General features: G+C 73.0%; 17 protein-coding genes and 1 pseudogene. 12 read left to right on the top strand and 6 right to left on the bottom strand.

Annotated features, from left to right (window positions below):
• Positions 1 to 22 precede the first annotated feature (22 nt).
• Positions 23 to 1,798, top strand: coding sequence for a serine/threonine-protein kinase (locus AQJ54_RS30065; RefSeq protein WP_062242457.1), 1,776 nt, complete (start codon positions 23 to 25; stop codon positions 1,796 to 1,798).
• Here the strand turns inward: AQJ54_RS30065 and AQJ54_RS30060 are convergent.
• Positions 1,779 to 2,984: a hypothetical protein gene (locus AQJ54_RS30060; protein ID WP_063806465.1), complete on the bottom strand. Its 1,206-nt coding sequence runs from the start codon at positions 2,982 to 2,984 to the stop codon at positions 1,779 to 1,781. The two genes, AQJ54_RS30065 and AQJ54_RS30060, sit on opposite strands and share 20 nt — an antisense overlap.
• Positions 2,985 to 3,075: 91 nt before the next feature.
• Positions 3,076 to 4,101, bottom strand: coding sequence for a helix-turn-helix transcriptional regulator (locus AQJ54_RS30055; protein WP_062242389.1), 1,026 nt, complete (start codon positions 4,099 to 4,101; stop codon positions 3,076 to 3,078).
• 287 nt (positions 4,102 to 4,388) lie between these two features.
• On the opposite strand from AQJ54_RS30055, the gene AQJ54_RS30050 reads away from it, so the two are divergent.
• From AQJ54_RS30050 to AQJ54_RS30000, 11 genes and pseudogenes are all read left to right on the top strand, one after another.
• A complete protein-coding gene (locus tag AQJ54_RS30050; RefSeq protein ID WP_062242387.1) occupies positions 4,389 to 5,417 on the top strand; it encodes a sugar ABC transporter substrate-binding protein in 1,029 nt (342 codons plus the stop codon).
• A gap of 9 nt (positions 5,418 to 5,426) precedes the next feature.
• The gene (locus tag AQJ54_RS30045; RefSeq protein ID WP_062242385.1) at positions 5,427 to 7,196 is read left to right on the top strand and encodes a sugar ABC transporter ATP-binding protein; all 1,770 of its coding nucleotides are present in this window, start codon (positions 5,427 to 5,429) and stop codon (positions 7,194 to 7,196) included.
• Positions 7,193 to 8,173 carry an ABC transporter permease gene (locus AQJ54_RS30040; RefSeq protein ID WP_062242384.1) on the top strand — a complete coding sequence of 327 codons (981 nt, stop codon included), beginning with the start codon at positions 7,193 to 7,195 and terminating at the stop codon, positions 8,171 to 8,173. The genes AQJ54_RS30045 and AQJ54_RS30040 overlap by 4 nt, the downstream gene beginning before the upstream one ends.
• Before the next feature lie 32 nt (positions 8,174 to 8,205).
• On the top strand, positions 8,206 to 9,903 hold the full coding sequence (locus AQJ54_RS30035; RefSeq protein WP_062242382.1) for an amidohydrolase: 1,698 nt from the start codon (positions 8,206 to 8,208) through the stop codon (positions 9,901 to 9,903).
• A gap of 242 nt (positions 9,904 to 10,145) precedes the next feature.
• Positions 10,146 to 11,144: an aldo/keto reductase family protein gene (locus tag AQJ54_RS30030; RefSeq protein WP_062242380.1), complete on the top strand. Its 999-nt coding sequence runs from the start codon at positions 10,146 to 10,148 to the stop codon at positions 11,142 to 11,144.
• 220 nt (positions 11,145 to 11,364) lie between these two features.
• A complete protein-coding gene (locus AQJ54_RS30025; protein ID WP_062242378.1) occupies positions 11,365 to 12,150 on the top strand; it encodes a DUF899 family protein in 786 nt (261 codons plus the stop codon).
• Positions 12,151 to 12,228: 78 nt separating this feature from the next.
• Entirely contained in the window at positions 12,229 to 13,302 is a 1,074-nt protein-coding gene (locus AQJ54_RS30020; RefSeq protein WP_079070063.1) for a DNA polymerase III subunit beta family protein, read from the top strand.
• A 160-nt stretch (positions 13,303 to 13,462) separates the two neighbouring features.
• Positions 13,463 to 14,114, top strand: a pseudogene (locus tag AQJ54_RS30015) (ANTAR domain-containing protein).
• Positions 14,115 to 14,315: 201 nt separating this feature from the next.
• Positions 14,316 to 15,785, top strand: coding sequence for a purine-cytosine permease family protein (locus AQJ54_RS30010; protein WP_062242375.1), 1,470 nt, complete (start codon positions 14,316 to 14,318; stop codon positions 15,783 to 15,785).
• Between the two features lie 127 nt (positions 15,786 to 15,912).
• Positions 15,913 to 16,455 carry a cysteine hydrolase family protein gene (locus tag AQJ54_RS30005; protein ID WP_062242455.1) on the top strand — a complete coding sequence of 181 codons (543 nt, stop codon included), beginning with the start codon at positions 15,913 to 15,915 and terminating at the stop codon, positions 16,453 to 16,455.
• A gap of 126 nt (positions 16,456 to 16,581) precedes the next feature.
• Positions 16,582 to 16,977 (top strand): SseB family protein, encoded by a 396-nt coding sequence (locus tag AQJ54_RS30000; RefSeq protein WP_020138448.1) that lies wholly within the window; start codon positions 16,582 to 16,584, stop codon positions 16,975 to 16,977.
• 274 nt (positions 16,978 to 17,251) lie between these two features.
• On the opposite strand, the gene AQJ54_RS29995 is transcribed toward AQJ54_RS30000, so the two are convergent.
• The 4 genes from AQJ54_RS29995 to AQJ54_RS29980 form a co-directional block, all read right to left on the bottom strand.
• On the bottom strand, positions 17,252 to 18,238 hold the full coding sequence (locus AQJ54_RS29995) for an AraC family transcriptional regulator (protein WP_062031751.1): 987 nt from the start codon (positions 18,236 to 18,238) through the stop codon (positions 17,252 to 17,254).
• 267 nt (positions 18,239 to 18,505) lie between these two features.
• Positions 18,506 to 18,895, bottom strand: a complete 390-nt coding sequence (locus AQJ54_RS29990; RefSeq protein ID WP_062031754.1) for a MarR family winged helix-turn-helix transcriptional regulator — start codon at positions 18,893 to 18,895, stop codon at positions 18,506 to 18,508.
• 65 nt (positions 18,896 to 18,960) lie between these two features.
• Positions 18,961 to 19,311, bottom strand: coding sequence for a VOC family protein (locus tag AQJ54_RS29985; RefSeq protein WP_062242373.1), 351 nt, complete (start codon positions 19,309 to 19,311; stop codon positions 18,961 to 18,963).
• A gap of 616 nt (positions 19,312 to 19,927) precedes the next feature.
• Positions 19,928 to 20,959: a LacI family DNA-binding transcriptional regulator gene (locus AQJ54_RS29980; protein WP_062031760.1), complete on the bottom strand. Its 1,032-nt coding sequence runs from the start codon at positions 20,957 to 20,959 to the stop codon at positions 19,928 to 19,930.
• Between the last annotated feature and the right edge of the window lie 59 nt (positions 20,960 to 21,018).

Genomic DNA, 21,018 nt, shown 5'->3' with positions numbered 1-21,018 from the left:
GACGACAACTATGCTCCCGTCCATGAGTGAGGCAGGCGAAGGCCCCGGCAGACGAGTCGTCGACGGGCGCTTCGAGTTGGAGGCCCGCCTCGGCGGCGGCGGGATGGGCACGGTCTGGCGGGCCAGGGATCTGGCTCTGCACCGGATGGTCGCGGTCAAGGAGGTCCGCCCGCCCGACCCGGACCTCGCCGAGTACGACCCGGACGGTGCGCGCACCCTGCGGGAGCGGGTGCTGCGCGAGGCGCGGGCCCTCGCCCGGATCGACCACCCCAACGTCGTGACCATCCATCACATCGTCGACGGCGGCGAGGGCACCTACCCCTGGATCGTCATGGAGCTGGTCACCGGCGGTTCGCTGGCCGACCGCCTCGCCCAGGGACCGATGCCGCCCGCCGAGGCGGCCCGGATCGGCCGGGGAGTGCTGGCCGCGCTCACCGCCGCGCACGAGGCCGACATCCAGCACCGGGACGTCAAGCCCGCCAACGTCCTGCTGCGGCCCGACGGCCGCCCTCTCCTCACCGACTTCGGCATCGCCGCGATCCGCGAGACGACCAGCCTCACCGTGACCGGCTCCATCATCGGCACCCCCGACTTCATGGCGCCCGAGCGGATCTCGGGCCACGAGGGCGGTTCCGCCTCCGACCTGTGGTCGCTGGCGATGATGCTGTACGCCGCCGTGGAGGGCCACCACCCGCTGCGCCGGGGCAACACCCTGGCCACCCTCGCCGCCGTCCTCAACGACGACGTGCCGAAACCGGTCAGGGCCGGAGCCCTCGGTGACGTACTGATGAGCGTGCTGGTCCGCGATCCGGCGGCGCGGCCGTCGTCCGCCGCCCTGGACCGGATGCTGGCCGGGATCGAGTCGGGGCAGAGCGTCCCGACGGCCCCCTGGAACCCGCCCGCCCCCTATCCGCAGCAGCAGGCCGCCCCCCATGCGCCGGCCCCGACGTACACCGGCTCGGCACCCTCGTACCCCGGGGCCTTCGCCGCCCCGACGAACCCCTACGGCGGTGCCGCAGCCGCCGGGGGCGCGACCGTCCCCACCGGTTTCGGGCCACCGCCGGTCCACCCCGGGCCCGGCCTGGTCATGCCCCAGCCGGTGACCTCGCCCGTGGGGGTGGGCCGTGGAAGCCGCCTCGCCCTGAGGGTGGTGTTCGGTGTCGCGGGGACGTCGCTCGCCGGTGCGCTGGTCCTGATGTGGTGGCTGCTGCCGTTGGGGAACGACTCGGGCGGCTCGGGCGCCTCGGCGGATCCCGGGACCTCGGCCGTCGTCTCGGCGCGGGAATCGGCCGGCTCCCCGACCGCCGCCCCCGCCGGCCGGCAGTCCAAGGGCTCGGCCGGCACGAGCCTGCTCACCCCGGACGGCATCCGCACCGCCGTCGCGGCGATCGAGAAGGAGACCGGCCGGGACCGGTTCGGCGACTTCACCGCCTACGACGACTTCGTGTCCGTCGAGGTCATGGTCAAGGGCAGCGACAGCAAGTACGACACCTACACCTACCGTGCGGGGCGGGGCGTGGAGAAGGGCATCATCAAGGGCAGCCTCGCCGGCGGCAACCAGCCCTTCCGGCTCGACGGCTTCGACTGGGACAAGGTGCCGGTGCTGCTCGCGGAGGCGCGCAAGAAGCTCAACGTCGACGATCCGAACAGCAGTTACGTGGTGGTGAGACCGCCCAACGACACCTTCGACACCCCGCTCGGTATGGCGGTCTACCTCAGCAACGAGTACAGCCAGGCCGGTTACCTGGAGGCGACCCCCAAGGGCAAGGTGACCCGGGTCATGCCTGCGGAGGACTGACGGGACTGACGGGACTGACGGGCGAGATCTGCGGCTCGGGCGACTTCGCGGCGTTTCCGTCACCGCCGTCCCCGTCCCCGCCGTTCCCGCTGTCTACGTCCCCGACGCCGCCGGTCAATCGCAGTGCCACGAACGCCGCCGTGCCCGCGAGGACGCCGAAGGTCAGGGCCGCGGGCACGTTCGAGCCGAGCCCCGAGAACAGGTGCACCGGGCCCCATACGGTGACGGTGTCGTCGGCCACCGTGCGCAGGAGCTCGCTCGCCAGCAGCCCGAGCAGGATGGCGCACACCGCCCCGACCGCCATCGCCGGGACCGTGATCCGGGTCAGCAGGCCGGGCAGCAGCCGCAGCGACCACCACACCACGGCCAGCGTCAGCAGATCCGCGGCCCGGTAGAGCAGCCAGTCGCCGAGCGGGGCGGTCGACGGGCCCGCCCAACTGCCCAGCAGCAGCCACTCCCGCAGCAGATCGCCGGGCTCGGACAGCAGTCCCCGGCCGCTGAACGAGGTCTGGAGCCGGCCCGCGACCGAGACGTGGGACAGCACCACCAGCGACACCGCCACCACCGCGGTGCCCACGCTCGCGGTGACACGAGCGGAGCGCGGCGGTACGGCCCGCCGGGGCAGCGGGGCCTCGCCCTTGACCGTGACGCGCGCCACGAGCACCGTGAGCACAGCGGTCGACAGCCCCGCGAACACCGAGACCGGGCCGCTCGACGAGATCACCGACGCCAGCTGGGGCAGGATCCGGTAGCTCCCGTGCTCCCGGGAGGCGAGCAGCCAGGGCGCGGAGAGAGTCACGGCGAGCGTGCAGGCCACCGGGCCCCAGGCCCACAGGGCGAGAAGGAGGGCCGGTGTACGGCCCCGCGTCGGCGGCATCCTGCGGATCAGCAGCAGCGCACCGGCCACGAACACCCCGAAGAGCGCCACGAACCGGATCTGCATCGCGGTCCGGTACAGGTCGGCGTACCGGGTGGCGCCGACCGCGCCGGGGTCCACGGACGCCGTGGAGGCGTCGTACGACCAGGGTGCCAGCCAGCTCCGCAGCTCGTTGACGGAGTCGATGCCCAACACGCTCGTACTGCCGCGCAGTTGGAGCGCCTGGGCGCTCGCGCCCGCCCACCACATCAGCAACGTGATCAGCAGTCCCCCGAACACCGCCGGTATCACCGCACGTCGATAGGTCATGTGTTGTCCCCCGCCTCGGCCCCTGGTCATGGGTGCTTCGATCAGCCGAAGAGTAGGCCAAGGAGACCTTCGGCCGAACCACAGGGTCGGCTCACCGCTCCACGAAGAACGCCAGGTGATCCGGTGTCGGCCGCAGCAGCCCGTCCCGGACCGCCAGGGCGGTGGCCTCGGCGCGGGAGACGGCCCCCGTCTTGCGGAGCAGGTGCTCGATGTGGCTGTGCACGGTCCGCGGGGAGAGGAACAGCGCCTGCGCGATCGCCTGGTTGGTCTGCCCGGTCGCGGCCCGGGTGAGGACCTCCAGCTCGCGGGGGCTGAGCCCGTACGGCAGCTCGGTGGGCGTCTCGTGGACCAGCACGGCGTCCGCCGTGAGTGCCGCGTCCGGCCGGTGCCGGTGGAGGGTGACGCGGTACCAGGTGCCGTCGACCGGCCACAGCAGCCGCAGTCGGTGGCCGCCCGTACCGGCGAACGCCCTGAGCACGCCCCGGAACTCCGGGTCCGTCGGCACCCGGGCGCGGTCCCGGCCCGGCAGGTCGACCGTGCCCTCGGCGGTCACGAGTCCCGCCGCCCCGTGGTCCGGCAGCCCGTGCGCGTCACCGGCGCGTGCCACGGGATCGGCGAGGGCGGCGAGGGCCGGGATGACGGAGGCGAGCAGTCGGCGTGCCTCGACGTCGTAGGCGTCGGCGCCCTCCGTGCTCAGGTGCACCAGCCCGACGAGTCGGTCGTGGTGCCGCAGCGCCCCGGTCACCCCGTCCCGGAAGCCCGCCGGGCGGACCCGCTCGGCGTAGAACCACCCCTGACGGAACCTGGGGCCCAGTTCCACCGGGTCCTCGGCGTCCTCGGAGATCGACGGCGGCAGCCCCTGGCCCACGACGTTGCGGTACCAGGGCGTGGTGACGAACTCGCAGGCCAGGGCGTGGGAGGTCTCGGCGGTGTAGCCGATGCCCGCGATCTGGACGTGACCCCCGGTCAGCGGGTCGATCGTGAGCAGCGTCGCGGCGTCCAGCGGCAGCGCGCGGGCGAGTTCGCGCAGCGCCTGGTCGCAGGCGGCGGCGGTGTCGCGCTCGCGGGTGAGCATGCCGATGCGGGTGGCCGCCGCGATCTGGTGGTGACTGAGCATGTGAGCCTCCGGGGAGCGGCTCAGGGGCATGGTAGGTCGTTTGGGGCCCAACGATATGTGGGGCCCACGATAGAGAGGCGGGTGGCGGCGGGCAAGGGGTCAGGTACCGCAGGCGGCGGGGCCGTCCCCCGGGGTTCGCGCCGAGGAGCGCGGTGTACGCCTGCGCGGCCGCACGTTTCCGCAGGGTCGGTATTTGTACGGATGGTGGCGCGCGGCGCGCGGGGCTTTTCTGTTCGGCACAGCTGGACGCCCGCCGGGAGCGGGCCCGCCCCTCGGAGAGCCCCGCCATGACCACACGCCGGTTCGCCACCGTCCCCTCGGCCACGCGCAGACAGTTCCTCGCGTACTCCGGAGCCGTCGCCGCCGCCCTCACCGCGGCCGGCTGCTCGGCCCCGCCCGGCGCCGCCACCGCCACCCGCCCCTCGGCCTCGTCGGGTGCCCGCCTGACGAAGATCGGCCTGGACTACCCGTTCACCCAACTCCCGCTCTACAGCACGCTGGTCAAGCTCTCCACCGCCGGCGCCAAGAAGCACGGAGCCTCCCTGCTGACCACCAACGACGGAGCGAACGCCGACACCCAGGCCAGCAACCTCACTACGTGGGTCGCCCGCAAGGTCCCCGCCATCGTCTCGTTCCCCATGGTCTTCGAGGCCACCGAGGCGATCGCCAAGGCGGCCCTGGACGCGGGTCTGATCTGGGTGACGTACGGCGGCTCGCTGGAGCACCAGAGCGCCGACATCCAGTTCAGCTTCCGCAAGGGCGGCACCCTGCTCGGCACGGCGGCCGCCAAGTGGGCCGCGGAACAGCTCGGCGGCAAGGGCAAGATCGCCTTCCTGACCGACAGCACGATCGAACTGGGCCGCGAACGCACCAAGGGCATGATCGACGCGTTCACCGAGCTCGCGCCCGGGGTCGACGTGGTCGCCCAGGAGCAGGCCATCGACCCCGACACCGGACTCGCCAAGACCCAGGCGATCCTCGCCAAGCACCCGGACCTCAACCTCGTCCTCGGTGTCACGGACGCCGCCGCGTACGGAGGGTTCAAGGCGCTCCAGCAGGCCGGCCGAAAGAAGGACGACGCGAGGACCTTCGTCGGCGGCCAGGACGGCTCGGCCCCCTCCCTGGTCGCCATCAAGCAGGGCACCTTCTACCGCGCCTCGGCCGCCCTGGCCCCGGACGACATCGCCCACGCCATCGTCGAGGTGCCGCGCGCGGTCGCCGCGGGCAAGGCCGACCCCGGCGTAGAGGTGCCGATCGCGCTGGTCGGTCCGGGCGACACCGCGGCCATCGACGACCTCCTCGCCCAGAACGGCTAGGAGAGCGCCATGACACCGGTGAACCTGCGCGTCCGGGGGCTGAGCAAGTCCTTCGGCGGGGTGCGGGCCCTGGACGGCGTGGACCTGACCGTGCCGATGGGGCAGGTCCACGCCCTGCTCGGCCACAACGGCGCCGGGAAGTCCACGCTCATCAAGTGCCTGGGGGGTGCCTTCCCACCGGACGCGGGCACGATCGAGGTCGGCGGGACGTCGTACACGCGGCTCAGCCCGCGCGAGTCGATCGACGCGGGCGTGGCGATCATCTTCCAGACGCTGAGCGTGGTCGACGCGCTCAGCGTCACCGAGAACATCTTCCTCGGCCAGGAGTGGACCCGGTACGGCCGGATCGACCGACGCGCCCAGGAGGAGGTCGCCGCCGGGCTCCTGGAGCGGGTCGCGGCGAGTTGCTCCCCGCGTGACCGCGTGGGCGAACTTCCCATGGGCCAGCGGCAGTTGGTGGAGATCGCCAAGGCGCTCAGCCGCAGCGCCGCCGTCCTCGTCCTGGACGAGCCGACCGCCGCCCTGTCCACCGCCGAGAGCGCGGCGCTCGCGGAACGCGTCGAGGACCTGCGCACCCAGGGGCTGGCCATCGTCTACGTCACCCACCTGCTGTCGGAGGTCGAACGGCTCGCGGACGCGGTGACCGTGCTGCGGGACGGCCGGGTCACCCACCGGTCGGTCGGAGCCGGACAGACGCGGCGCGAACTGGTCGAGGCGATCGCGGGACGGCCGACACGGGCGCCACAGGTGACACAGGTGACCGGGGGAGTCCCGGCTCAGGTTCCGGGATCCGGGGGTGGGGCGGACGAGTCCGCTGCCTGCGAGGGTGGGGCGGGCGGGTCCGCTGCCTCCGGGGGTGGGGCGGGCGGGTCCGCTGCCTCCGGGGGTGGGCGCGTCTCGGGACGCACAACGGCCGAGCCTCCTGCTTCCACCGCGGCCTCCGGCGCTCCGGCGCACCCGTCCGGCCGCCCCCGGCTCACCGTCGACGGCCTCCACGGACCCGGTTTCGGGCCGGTGAGCCTCACCGTCGCCGAGGGCGAACGCGTCGGTCTGTTCGGGCTCATCGGCTCGGGGCGGACCCGGATCCTGGAGAGTCTGTACGGCGCACGCCGGGCCGTCGGCGGCACCGTCAGCGTCGGCGACCGTACGGTGACCCCCGCGCGGCCCGCCGAGGCACTGGCCGCCGGGATCGCGCTGGTCCCGGCCGACCGGCGCCGCCAGGGGCTGTTCCCGCTGCTCGGGGCGCAGGACAACGCGCTGCTGCCGTCCGTACGGCACCTGGCCCGGGCCGGGATCCGCGCACGGGGCGCCGAGCACCGGGTGTTCGGGGCGCTCGCCGAAGCAGTGGGTCTGCGACCGGCCCGGCCCCGGCTTCCCGCTGCCGCGTTCTCGGGCGGCAACCAGCAGAAACTCGTCCTCGGCCGGTGGATCCACGAGGCCCGGAGCGTGGACGTATTGCTCCTGGACGAGCCGACCCAGGGCGTCGACGTGGGCGCACGGCAGGAGATCTACGAGGTCGTGACCGCACTGGCCGCCGACCGGGGTACGGCCGTCCTGTTCGCGTCCAGCGACCCCGAGGAGGTCGTCGCCCTCGCGGACCGCTGTCTGATCGTCGCCGAGGGCCGGATCGCCGGCGAGCTCTCCGGACCCGGACTCACCGAGGAGGCCCTGCTGTCGGCGATCCATGACGCCGAACCCGCCCCGGACCCCGGCACCCAGCACACCGCCTCCGCCCCAGCCCCATCCCCAGCCTCCGCCTCCGCCGAAGGAGCAGCATGACCGCCGCCGACTCCGTCCTCACCCGTCCCCGTCTCGTGGCCTCGGGCGGGCTGACTACCCTGCGGCGGCAGCCGTTGATCGTCGTCCTCGGGGTGATGGTGGCGGCCTTCCAGTTGTCCACGGGCAGCTTCCTCGACCCGGCGAACCTGCGGGGCATCGCCACCGACGCCGCCACCCTGGCCATCGTGGCGGTGCCCTCCGCACTGCTGGTCATCAGCGGGTACCTCGACCTGTCGGTCGGCTCCACGCTCGCCCTCGGCGGCCTGGTCGGGGGCTGGCTCGCCGGGCAGGGGCAGAGCCCCGTCGTCGCCGTCCTGGGCGCGCTCGCGGCCGGTGCCGCCGTGGGCGCGGTCAACGGCGTCCTGTGCTGCTACTTCGGCCTCTCGGCGTTCATCGTCACGCTCGGCATGCTGACCGCCGTACGAGGGCTCGCCCAGCAGCTCTTCCCGTTGCCGCTCAGCGGCTTCGGCACCGGTTTCGCCTGGCTCGGCGGAGCGCGGATCGCGGGGCTCGCCGCCCCGGTCGTCGTCGCCGCGCTCGTCCTGGCGGCCGGCGCCCTGTTCCTCGCGCTCACCCCGGCCGGCCGGCACGTCTTCGCCATCGGGGTCAACCGGGAGGCCGCCCACCTCTCCGGCATCGACGTCCGCCGAACGCCCTTCGCGCTGTTCGTGATCACGGGCGTCGCGGCCGCCCTGGCCGGGGCGATCAAGGCCTCCGTGCTGGACAGCGTGGTCGCCGGCACCTCGGGCAGCGGGTTCGAACTGGCCGTGCTCACCGCCGTCCTCGTGGGCGGGGTCGCGCTCACCGGCGGTTCCGGCTCGATCCTCGGCGTCCTGCTCGGCGTGCTGTTCCTCGGCTGCCTCCAGAACGGCCTGACCCTGCTGGACGTGCCCACCTTCTGGCAGCAGATGGCGCAGGGCAGCGCCCTGGTGGCGGGAGCGGCACTGGCGTACTTCGCGCCCCGCGCCGCCCGTTGACCCACCCCTGATCCCTTCCGAGAGAGGTTCCCATGCGCCGTACCGCGCCCACGCTCGTCCTGACCGGCGGTCAGGTCCTCACCGTCGACGGCGACTTCACGGTCACCGAAGGCGTCGCCGTACGCGGGCGGGAGATCCTCGCCGCGGGCACCGACGCCGAGATGCGCGCCCTGGCCGGCCCCCGCACCCGGCTCGTCGAACTCGGCGGCCGGACGGTCCTGCCCGGCATCAACGACTCCCACCTGCACGGCGCCGCCTACGGCATGACGAAACCGCCGTTCGCGATCGACGTCGCCCACCCGGCCGTGGGGTCGATCGCCGACATCGCGGCCGTCGTGCGCCGGGCCGCCGCGACGGCCCGGCCGGGGGAGTGGATCATCGGGCTGGGCTGGGACCCCGGCTACCTCGCCGAGTGCCTGGCCGACCCCCGGCGCTTCCCGCACCGCCGCGACCTGGACGCGGTCGCCCCGCACCACCCGGTGTGCCTCACGGACTTCTCCTCGCACATGGTGTGGGCCAACAGCGAGGCCCTGCGCCGGTGCGGCATCGACGCCGCCACCACGCCCCTGCCGGGCGGTGTCGTGGACCGCGACACCGACGGCGAGCCCACGGGCATCCTGCGCGAGGCTGCCCAGCGGCTGGTGCAGGCCGCGCTCCCCGCCCCGACCGTCGCCCAGCGCCGCAGGGCCATCCAGGGCGTGGTGAGCGAGCTGCACACCCGCGGCATCACCAGCTACACCGAACCGGGCCTCGGTCCCGGCGGTACCGGCACCCTCTTCGGCGGCCTGAGCACCGACAACTGGACCGCGTACGCCGAACTCGCGGCGGCGGGCGAACTTCACGCCCGGGTCAGCGTGCTGCTGCTGCCCGCCCCCATGGGCGGCTCCGCCGACGACCTCCTCAAGGGCCTGGAGGAGCTGCGCCGCCCGGAGTCCGCCGACCCGCGCCGGCTCCACGCGATCGGCGTCAAGATCTTCGCCGACGGTGTGCCGCCGAACCGTACGGCCTGGATGCACGAGCCCTACCGCGACGGCGGCCACGGCGCCCTGTGCGTGCACGGCGACTCACCGGCCCTCCAGGTGGAGGAACTGCGCGAGATGATCGGCCTCGCCCATCGAGCCGGATTCCAGCTCGGCGTGCACGTCACCGGGGACCGGGCCATCGACACGGTCGTGGACGCCTTCGTCGCCGCGAACACTGCCGCACCCCGCCGGGACGCCCGGCACTACGTCATCCACGGCGACTTCATCGGCGCCGGCAGCCTGGCGAAGCTGGCCGCGCACGGCTACGGCGTCAACATGAACCCGGCCATCAAGTGGACCATCTCCGACCTGATGGACGAGGTCGTCGGCCCGGAGAGGTCCGCCTGCCAATGGCCGGTACGGACCGCGATCGAGGCCGGCGTCCCGGTGTGCGCGAGCTCCGACGCGCCGATCACGGAGCCCGACTGGCGGCAGGGCGTGGCCGCGATGATGCTGCGCGAGTCCAAGGCGAGCGGCCGCACCAGCGGTCCGGAGCAGCGCGTGACACTCGCCGATGCCCTGCGCGCCTACACCGCCACCCCGGCGTGGCAGGACTTCGCCGACGACTGGAAGGGCACCCTCCAGCCCGGCAAGGCGGCCGACCTGTGCGTCCTGGACCGCCCGCTCCTCGACCTCGACCCGCACGGGATCACCGACGTCCAGGTCGACCTCACGGTCTTTGACGGCACCGTCGTCCACGAACGCTGATCCCGAACCGGCAGCAGAGTAGCGACAGTTGAACCCCTGCTCGCTGGCGCGGGTCGGCGGGTTGAGCGCGCTCATGCCGCCCCGCAACGGCCACGGCTTCCACCCGTTGGGACGCCCGACCCCGACCCCCAGTCGTCCCCACCTCGTCGGCCGATGAGGACCGCGGTTCGGGGTACGGGCATGGTCGCCGGGTGCCCACACTGGAACGGACCCCGGCCACGCGCCGTCCAGAAGGAGACCCCATGCGGTACCGCACACTCGGCAGCTCGGACCTTGAGGTCTCGGAGATCTCCCTCGGCTCGTGGCTCACCTACTCCGGCGGCGTCGAGGCCGACGCGACCCGTGCCTGCACCGAGGCGGCCTTCGACGCGGGCATCAACTTCTTCGACACGGCGAACGCGTACGGCAGGGGAGCGGCGGAGACGGCCTGGGGCGAGATCCTCTCGGCCCACCCGCGTGACTCCTACGTCCTGGCCACCAAGGTCTACTTCCCGATGTCGGACGACCCGGCCGACCGGGGCCTGTCCGCACCGCAGATCGCGAAGCAGATCGACGCCTCCCTCACCCGCCTGAGGACCGACCACGTCGACCTGTACCAGGCACACCGCTTCGACACCACCGTGCCGATCGAGGACACCATCGAGGCGTTCCAGAAGGTCGTCGCTCAGGGCAAGGCCCGCTACATCGGCTTCAGCGAGTGGACCCCCGAGCAGATCCAGGCGGCGATCGACCTCGCGGGGCCCGAGCTGTTCGTCTCCTCGCAACCGCAGTACTCCATGCTGTGGCAGGCGCCCGAGGCCGAGGTGTTCGACCTCTGCGCCGCGCACGACATCTCCCAGATCGTGTGGTCCCCGCTCGCCCAGGGCGTCCTCACCGGCAAGTACAAGCCCGGGCAGCCGGTGCCCGAGGGCAGCCGGTTCGCCTCCGCGGACATGGCGGTCTCCCAGGACCTCGTCTACAGCGACGCCATCCTCGAAGCGGTCCAGCGCCTCGTCCCGATCGCCGAGGAGGCGGGCCTCGACCTGCCGACCCTGGCCCTCGCCTGGGTCCTGCGCCGCAGGGAACTCGCCTCCGCGATCACCGGCGCCTCCCGCCCCGAGCAGGTCCACGCGAACGCGGCGGCCTCGGGGGTCGAGCTGACCGAGGACGTCCTCACCGCCGTGGACCGGGCCCTCGGCGACACCCCCGTCACCGAACCGACCCTCGCTCCGGGGGCGGAGGCGGGCGTCAAGCGCCGGTGAGAGGCCGCGCCCGTGGTGCCGTCGGCTCGACGGCGCCGGGACCCGGACCAGCGGCCACGGCGTGCGAACCGTCGGAACGCCAAAGTCCCCCGCGCGAGCGCGATGAGTTCGGCCCGGGGCCGCAGTCTGTCCCGGTAACCGATCCCCGGTGCCGTACGCCGCGCCCTGCCCGTGGCCGCCGTACGCACCCGTGCACCGCGCCCCGACCCACGGAGGACCCATGCCGACCACCCCCGACGACTCCACCGCGTCCCAGGCCCCCGGTCGCCCGCCCGTGACCGACCTCGCCACCTGGCAGCGCGCCCGCGACGAACTGCTGGTCCGCGAGAAGGCCCACACGCGCGAGGGCGACGCCATCGCCGCGGCCCGCCGGAGACTGCCGATGGTGGAGTTCGACAGCGCGGTCGAGGTCGCCGGGCCCGACGGACCCGTCCCCTTCCTGGACCTGTTCGAGGGCCGCGACGAGCTCGTGGTCTACAAGCACATGTGGTACGACGGCGCGCCGCACCAGGGCCAGTGCGAGGGCTGCACCACGACGGCGTGGCATCTCAAGGACGCCGTCTACCTCAACGCCCGCGGTGTCTCCTTCGCCGTCCTGACCTCGGGACCGGCGGACGAGGTCGCCTCCTACGTCGCGTTCATGGGCTACACGCAGCCCTGGTACTCGGTGCGTGACGTGGCTCCGCCGGTCGGCGGCGACATGGGCCACCTCACCTGTTACCTCCGCGACGGCGACCGCACGTTCCTCACCTACTCCACCACGGGCCGGGGCAACGAGCGGGTCAACGGATCCATGGGCCTGCTGGACATGACGCCCTACGGTCGCGGCGAGGCGTGGGAGGACAAGCCGGAGGACTGGCCCGAAGGCCTCGCCGCGTGCTGGAGCTGGCGCTCGGACGCCGACGGAACGCCCACCTGGGGTCCCACCAGCCGCCCCGTGCCTCAGTGGACCCGCCCCGACGCCACCCCCGTGCACACCCTCGGCCGCCGGGGCCACCACCACTGAGGCCGGCGAAGGCGCTCGCACCCCGCACTTGACCCTCGACCTTGTGCAGGGCCCAGAGTTCCGGGTGTGGAGAACGACATGCGCAGCATCGGCGAGACGGCCCGGGACAGCGGACTGGGTGTGAGCGCCCTGCGGTTCTACGACCGGGCCGGTGTGCTGGTGCCGGCCTGGGTGGATCCGGTCAGCGGATACCGCTGGTACGCGCCCGGTCAGGTCCAGGAGGCCCGGCTGCTGGGCCGTCTGCGCCGGGCCGGGATGCCGCTGGCGGACATCCGGCTGGTGCTGGCCGGCTGGTCCGGTGCGGACCCCGAGCTGGTCCGCACGCTGCTGGAGGCACACCTGGCCCGTCTCGAACGGGGGCTGTCCGCCGCCCGTGACGAGTTCTCCGCGCTCCGCGCCGTACTCGATCACCGGGAGAACGTCATGACCTCGCTCCGTACCGCCCTCCGGCTGTCCCTCGCCGCACCGGAGCTGGCGGCCGCGCTGGACACCGTCCGGTTCGCGGTGAGCACCGACCCGGACCTGCCGATGCTCGGCGGGATCCTGTTCGACATCGAGGGCGAGAGCCTCCATGTCGTGGCCACCGACCGCTACCGCCTGGCGGTCGCGCGGACCGGTGTCGCCGGGCACGAGGGCGGCCGGGTGCAGCTCGTGGTGCCCACCCCGCTCGCCGACGCGATCCGGGCGCTGCTGGACGGTGAGGGTGCGGTCCGGCTGATCGTCGACGGGGACCGCGTGACGCTGGAGGCCGGGGACCGGCAGGCGGCCGGTCCGCGCCTCGACCACGACTTCCCCGACTACCGCCGTCTGATCCCGCCGACCGCGGGGCGCCGCGTCCTCGTCGACGCGTCCGCCTTCCGGCAGGCCCTGGAGACCGGCCCGGTGCGCTCCGGCGAGGACGGGGGTCAGACCCTCAGCGTGCTCGCGGCTCAGGACGACGGCACGGTGACCCTCCACGCCGACGCCGACGGCGCCCCGGACCGGGTGGCGGTCAACCGTGACTTCCTGCTCGACGCCGTGGACGCACTGGCCGCCGGATCACACGACCGACTGGCCCTGGAGCTCGTCACCCCCACGGCCCCGATCACGATCCGCCGTTCGGACGACGAGGAGGCTTTCTCGTTGCTGATGCCGGTCCGCCTCGACGACTGACCCGCCGCCGGTGCCGGGCCCCGCACCCCTCGGGTGCGGGGCCCGCGACCGACGGACCCACACCCCGTCCCGTGAGGATTCCGCTGGGGCGGGTAGGGGTCCACTGTCGGAAGGAGCAGTGGTGGAGGACGTCGTGGACTGGAGTGGTTTCGCCCGGCAGATGGCGGGGATGGCCCGCAATCTCCTGGCGCAGGACTCGGTGTCGGGCACACTCGACCGGATCAGCGCCTCGGCCACGGAACTCGTGGAGGGCTGCACCTCGGCCGCTGCACGACCGCAAGGTCGAGACCCTCTCCGCCACGGACGGGCTGGTCGTCGACAGCGACCGGTTGCAGGAGCGGCTGGCGGAGGGGCCCTGCTACGACGCAGCCCGCACCTCACAGGGCGAACGGACCTACCGGATCGCCGACCTGGACGCCGAGAGCGAGCGATGGCCGGTGTTCGCCCCGCGGGCCCGTGCCCTCGGAGTGGGCAGCATGATGGGTTTCCTGCTGTTCACGGAGGACGACGACCTCGGCGCGCTGAACCTCTACTCGCGCGAGCCGGGCGCGTTCACCGAGGCCAGTGAGCTGGCCGGCTGGCTGCTCGCCTCGCACGCGGCGGTCGCCCTGTCGGCCGCGCGCACCTACGCCCAGATGGAGCAGGCCGTCGCCACCCGCCATGTGATCGGCGAGGCCATGGGCATCCTCATGGGCAGCCGGCACCTCACCGAGGACCAGGCCTTCGACGTGCTGAAGCGCTATTCGCAGGAGAACAACGTCAAACTGCGCGAGGTAGCCCGCCAGGTCTGCGAGAAGGGCACCCTGGACTGACCGGTCGCCTCCGGTGCCGACTCGCTGCGGCCTCCCCGGCTCGTGGCTGAACCGGAGAAGCCTGGCCGGGCGGCTCCCATGGGCTCACCGAACATCCGGCCTGTGCATCAAGTCCCCACCCAGGAGCGAGCTACTCCTGATTGACGCCCCGCCGCCCCCTGCCTACCGTCGGCCCCACACATCTGAACAGGCGGATCGACGATGACAGACACCACGGGGCTACCCGACAGCAGATCCACCGCCCGGCAGCTCCAGGTGGAGACGCACGGGCTGGACGTGATCGGCGACGCCGAACGCAAAGGCACTCCCCGCACCCTGTTCTGGCCGTGGTTCGGCGCCAACGTGTCCGTCCTGGGCCTGAGTTACGGCTCCTTCGCGCTCGGCTTCGGGATCTCCTTCTGGCAGGCACTGGCCGCCGGGGTGATCGGGATCGTCTTCTCGTTCCTGCTGTGCGGCTTCGTCGCGGTCGCCGGCAAACGCGGTTCGGCCCCGACGATGGTGCTCAGCCGCGCCGCCTACGGAGTGCGCGGCAACCGGCTGCCGTCGGTCGTCTCCTGGGTGCTCACGGTCGGCTGGGAGACCGTGCTGTGTGCGCTCGCCACCCTGGCCACGGCGACCGTCTTCAGGGAGCTGGGCTGGGGCGGCGGCACCGGGACCCAGGTGATCGCACTGATCGTGGTCGCGGGGCTCACCGTCGTCGGCGGAGTGATGGGCTTCGACCTGATCATGCGGCTCCAGACCGTGATCACCGTGGTCACCGGCGTGCTGACCGTCGTCTACGTCGGTCTCGTCGCCGACCACATCCACTGGGGCACCGTCAGCGCCCTCCCCGCGGGCTCCGCGCAGGAGTTCATCGGCGCCCTGGTCTTCATGATGACCGGCTTCGGCCTCGGCTGGGTCAACGCCGCCGCCGACTACTCCCGCTATCTGCCCCGCACCTCGTCGAGCCGGGGCGTGATCGGCTGGGCCACGTTCGGCGCCTCCGTGGCCCCCCTGCTCCTGCTGGTCTTCGGACTGCTCCTGGCCGGCTCCTCCACCAAGCTCAGCGCCGCCGTCGCCGCCGACCCGATCGGCGCCCTCACCACCCTCCTGCCCACCTGGTTCCTGGTGCCCTTCGCCGTCGTCGCCGTCCTCGGCCTGGTCGGCGGCGCGGTCCTCGACATCTACTCCTCCGGCCTCGCCCTGCTGTCCGCGGGCCTGCGGATCCCGCGACCGCTGGCCGCGCTCGTCGACGGCGTCCTGATGATCGCCGGCTCCGTGTACATCGTGTTCTTCGCCGACGACTTCCTCGGTCAGTTCATGGGCTTCCTCACCACCCTCGGCGTCCCCATCGCCGCCTGGTGCGGGATCATGCTCGCCGACCTCGCGCTGCGCCGCCGCGACTACGACGAGGCCGACCTGTACCGCCCCGACGGCCGCTACGGCGACGTACCACTCGTTCCCCTGGCCCTCACCGTCCTCGCCACCGCCCTCGGCTGGGGCCTGGTCACCAACTCGGCGGCCGGCTGGCTGGACTGGCAGGGCTATCTCCTCGCCCCCTTCGGTTTGGGCGGCAAGTCCGGCGCGTGGGCCTACGCCAACCTCGGCGTGCTGGCCGCGCTCGCGACCGGTTTCCTCGGCACCCTGACCCTCGGCCGCGACCGGGTCCGCGCCCAGGAGGAGGCCGTATGACGTGCCCAGGAGGAGGCCGGGTGACGTCGGGAGGCCGTACGACGACGGCTGGCCGTACGACGACGGGAAACTGTACGACGACGGGAGGCCGTTCGACGACGGGAGCCCGCGTGGCGGGGGAGGCCGTATGACGGCGGGACGGCTCGCCGTCATCGACATGCAGCGTGTCTTCGCCGAGCCCGACAGCCCCTGGGCGGCCCCGCGCTACGCCGAGGCGGCGGCAGGCGTACGACGGCTGCTGCCGGCCTTCGCCGACCGGGTCACCTTCACCCGCTTCGTCGCCCCCGCGGAGCCCACCGGTGCCTGGCGGGCCTACTACGCGCGGTGGTCCTTCGCCCTCCAGCCCCCGGACGCCCCGCTGTGGCGGCTCACCGACGACTTCGCCGACCGGGCACCCCACGTCCTGGACGCCACCACCTTCGGCAAATGGGCCCCCGAGCTCGCCGCCCGGGTCGCCCCCGAGGGCCGGCTGGTCCTGACCGGGGTCAGCACCGACTGCTGCGTCCTGTCCACGGCCCTCGCCGCCGCCGACGCCGGGGTCGAGACGTGGGTGGTGTCCGACGCGTGCGCCGGCGTGGACGACGACGCGCACCGCAAGGCGCTCGACCTGATGGGGATGTACGGCCCGCTCGTCCGGATCGTCACGGTGGACGAGGTCCTCGCGTCCTGAGGCCGCCGATTCCGCGACCTCCCGTACGCATGCTCTCGGCACGGTCGGGTACGCGAGCAGGACCGCGCCCCGGGCGATCATGTCCGCGGGCGGGCCTGCACGACAGCCGCTACCAGGGGATCTGCCATGGACACACCCGCCAATGACCACACCGCCACACCGGCCCAGCGGGCGCTGGACGCGCTGACGCAGAACACCGAGGACACGACTGCGCTGGACACGCTCGCCACCAGCGAGGTGCTCATCCCGGTGCCGGACGACGCCGCCGACGAGGACACCACCGTGGCGCTGCCCGTGCTGGAACAGCAGGACGGAGCTCCCGTGGTGCCCGTGTTCACCTCCGAGACGGAGATGGCCGAGCTGCTGCCGTTCGTCTCCCGCTACCGCCTGGTGCCGCTCGGCGCACTCGCCGCGCAGTGGCCCGACGGCGACCTGTCGCTCTCGATCGACGCCAGCTCCACGCATCCGCTCACGCTCACCTCCGAGGGCGTGCGCACGCTGCTGGCGCGACCGCAGGGCTGACGGCACAGGACCGCAGGGCTGACCACACAGTGGGGGCCCGGCCACCACTTACGACGGAGGGGGAGCGGCCGGGCCCGCAGAAGGTGCGGACCTGCTCCCGCCACCGCACCCCGGTTCTCGCCCGCGGAACAGAGGATGAGCGGCGCCGACCCTGCTCATCCCCGGTGCGCCGTGCGATCGCCGTGTCCCGACCATAGGACCGATCCGAGAGGCCGTCGCTCCGGAATACGAGGCGCATGTCCGCAAAACGCGGCGGATCGGCGGGCGCGACGGCTCACACCGAGCGCAGGGTCTGCGAGGGCGACTCCCCGAAGCGCTCCCGGTACCGGCGCGCGAAACGTCCCAGATGCACGAACCCCCACGCGTGGGCCACGTCCGTCACGGTCGTCGTCCCCGGCGCCGCCGCCCGCAACTGCCGGTGCACCCGCTGGAGCCGCACCTCGTGGACGTAGGCCATCGGCGACATGCCGACATGCCTGCGGAAGGCTTCCTGGAGGGTGCGCAGACCGACCTGGCCGATGGCCGCGAGCCGGTTGGCGTCGTACGGCTCGGCGGGCAGTTCCTGTACGGCGTCCATGACCCGCTTCACGGACGCCGGCCGCATCGGCGGGGGCGGGGCCTCCAGCGCCTCGCGGAAGGTGTGGTCCGTGGCGAGCAGCATCCCCTCCAGGAGCGTCTGTTCGAGACGGCCACGGATCATGGGACGGCTCAGCAGTCCGTGCGCCACGTCCCGCTCCAGCAGGTTCCACATCGCGAGCCGCATCCAGCTCAGCCCCGGCCCGCGGGAGACGTCCAGATAGGGCCCGAAGCGCGGCGGACGGCTCACCGAGCGGCCCAGGAGCACCTCCAACTGCCGTAGCACGGCCACCTTGTCGATCTTCACGGTGAGGGCCTGGCAGTCGGCGGACCAGGTGTCGACACGGATGTCCCGGCCCGGATCGAAGACCAGGGCCCGCCCCGGGGTCGAGACCTCCACCCTGCCGCCCCCCTCCTGGATGCTGAAGCAGCCGCTGAAGGGCACGGCGACGTGGTAGACGCCCGGTTCGCCGAAGCTCATCCGCATCTCGGTGCCGAACCGCACGTCTCCCACGGTGAGCGCGCCGAGTTCCACTACGTCGAGCCGGGTGGCGAACCGCGCGGCCGGTCCGGCGACTTCGAGCCGCAGGTCGTAGTAGTGGGCCGCGATCGCGTCGTGCGCCTCCTCCAGGGAGGTCGTCGCGTAGCTGCTGAACTCGGCGGCACGCTCCTCGTCCCCGGCCAAGGCGTCGTCAGCCCCTTCCCCGCTCGGCGTCTGCTGTTCAGCATGACCCCGGGGGCGAGACCTCATGCCGGGCGGGAGGGGGCCGGGTTTCACAGCGTCCCTCACGGGGGCGGCCGGTACTGCTCTCGCCGGGCGGATGACCGTGCCGGGACTCGCCCCCGGCGATCTGCTGCCGGGACTTGCCCCTAGCGATCTGCTGCCGGGCCTCGCCCCTTGCGCTCTGCCGGCGAACCCCGCACCCTGCGATCTGCTGCCGCGCCCCGGAACCTATTCGGCCAGCGTGCGGGCGAGCACCTCGCGTTGCAGGGGGAGTACCTCCGCGTGCAGGTCACGGCCCTTGCGGGTGAGGGAGACCCACACGCCCCGCCGGTCCTCCACACACACCGACCGCTCCACCAGGCCGTCCTTCTCGAGGCGGCCGATCAGCCGGGACAGCGCGCTCTGGCTCAGGTGCACCCGGCCGACGAGGTTCTGCACCCGGCACTGGTCGCCCTCCCGGGGCGACTCGGTGGCGAGGATGTCGAGCACCTCGAAATCGCTCGCGCCCAGCCCGTGCGGGTGCAGCACGCGGTCGATCTCGCAGATCGTGCGCGCGTGCACCGACAGGATGTCCCGCCACCGTTCCTCGAGACCGGTCCCGGCCGTGTTCACCGCCATAAGTGAACGGTAACACCGAACCGTCCGTTCGTTGAGTATGCAACTAGTGCATGTGCAAGGAGGGCTCAGGCCTGGGGGTCCTGGGTGATCCCCACCAGGTTGCCGTCCGCGTCCTTGACGAAGGCGATCAGCTTGCCGCCACCGACGTCCTGGACGTCCTGGAGGGTCTCCGCGCCTGCCTCCATCAGCGCCGCGAGCGTGGCCCGGATGTCGTCGACGTGCCAGTAGGGGACCGGCCCGGTCATGCCGCGGGCGTGACCGTTCGGGTCGAGGCCGACGTCCTGCCCCGCGTCCTTGAAGCCGACGTAGTACGGCTCGTCCGCGTAGGGCTCCACCCCCAGCAGCGCGCTGAACAGCGCCTTCGCGGCGGCTAGGTCCTTGACGGGGTAGATGATCGTCTTCAGTCCGGCGGTCATGGTGTGCTCCTCCGTGAGGCGTTCCCGACGTTTTCCGCCGGTGGTCTCACGCTAGGCCGGGGGAGCGGGGACCGCTTCTCCGATCCTGACCGGTCGGGGCACCGCGCTTCACCGGCATCGGCGATCCGCTGCGACCGCGCGGAGGCGGATGGCCCCCCGTCGCGCCGGACAACGCGTGTGCGATCGCCCGCACCGGTCACGTGCCTGCTGAGCACTGAGGCCGATCCCGACCCCACCGGTGGCGGCAGCCCGGCCCTCGGCGTCCCGCCACGCCCGCGGGGACAGGGCATCTACGCCCTCGACGTCCCGCCGCACCCGCGGTGGCGGGAAATCCACGCCCTCGGCGTCCTTCCACGCCCGCCGTCGCGCCGACCGCGGTCGCCGGTCGGGCCTCCTCCCGGAGCGCTACCGACCGCGGTTGAGGGCGGCGCCCTCCTGGAGCGCTACCGACCGCAGTTGAGGGCCGGCGCCCTCCCGGAGCGCTACCGACTGCAGCTGAGGGCCGGCCCCCTCCCGGAGCACTCCCGACCGCAAGCCCCCGCCTGCCGCCCCCCCCCGCGTGCTCACGAGCCAGGTCCGTCCCCACCGCCCCCATACGGCCCCGCTGCCGCAGGCGTCACGTCGACTCCCGTCGCACCAGTTCCGTCGGCAGGATCACCGCCGCCGGGTCCTCGCCGCCGAGCTGGGCCAGCAGGACGCGGACCATCTCGGCGCTGATGCGGTCGTAGGGCTGGCGGATCGTGGTGAGGGCGGGGGTGGCCTCGGTCGCCGCGACGGAGTCGTCGAAGCCGCCCACCGACACGTCCTCCGGGACCCGGCGGCCCGCGCGGCGCAGTGCGGTCAGGGCGCCCAGGGCCATGAGGTCGGAAGCGACGAACACGGCGTCCATGTCCGGCGCGCGGGCCAGCAGGGACTCGGTGGCCGCCTCCCCGCTGCCCCGGCTGTAGTCGCCGGAGATCACGAGCCGCTCGTCGACGCCGATGCCCGCCTCCGCGAGCACCTCCTTGTAACCGGCGAGGCGGTCGACTCCGCCCGGTGAGTCCGGCGGGCCCGTCACGATGCCGATCCGGCGGCGGCCCCGCGACAGCAGGTGGCGCACCATGTCCCGGGCGCCGTCCCGGTCGTCCGCGGCCACGTAACTCACCTTGGAGCCGGACCTCATGGGCTTGCCGCACTGGACGACGGGCACGCCCGCCTTGTGCAGCTCCTCGGCCACCGGGTCGGCGGAATGGCTGGTCACCAGGAGCACCCCGTCGAGGTGGCCGGCCGTGATGAACCGCTTGATCCGGCGCCGCTCGTCCTCGGTGCCCGCCAGCATCAGCAGCAGCGGGATGTCGTGCGCGGCGAGCGCCTGGGTGCAGCCGCGCAGCAGGACGTTGAAGTTGGGGTCCTCGAAGAACCGCTCCTGGGGCTCGGTGAGGAGGAAGCCGACCGAGTCGGAGCGTCCGGTGATCAGCGAGCGGGCGTGCCGGTTGACGACGTAACCCGTCTTGCGGATGGCGGAGTTGACCGCCTCCTGCGCGGCGGGGGAGACGTAGTGTCCGCCGTTGAGCACACGCGAGACGGTGCCCCGCGAGACCCCCGCCTCGCGTGCCACGTCGTGGATCGTCGGCGCTTTGCGCCGGCCCCCCGCATTGTTCATGGTCACGACTCTAAGCCCCGTGCGGGCGGCACGGGGGTGCGTGGCCTACGGGACACCTGGGGCAG

The sequence above is a fragment of the Streptomyces griseorubiginosus genome (genome assembly GCF_001514195.1).
In the GTDB taxonomy this organism is placed as follows: domain Bacteria; phylum Actinomycetota; class Actinomycetes; order Streptomycetales; family Streptomycetaceae; genus Streptomyces; species Streptomyces griseorubiginosus.
Note: the sequence above shows the minus strand (reverse complement) of the source record. Positions and strands in the feature narration are given on the sequence as shown.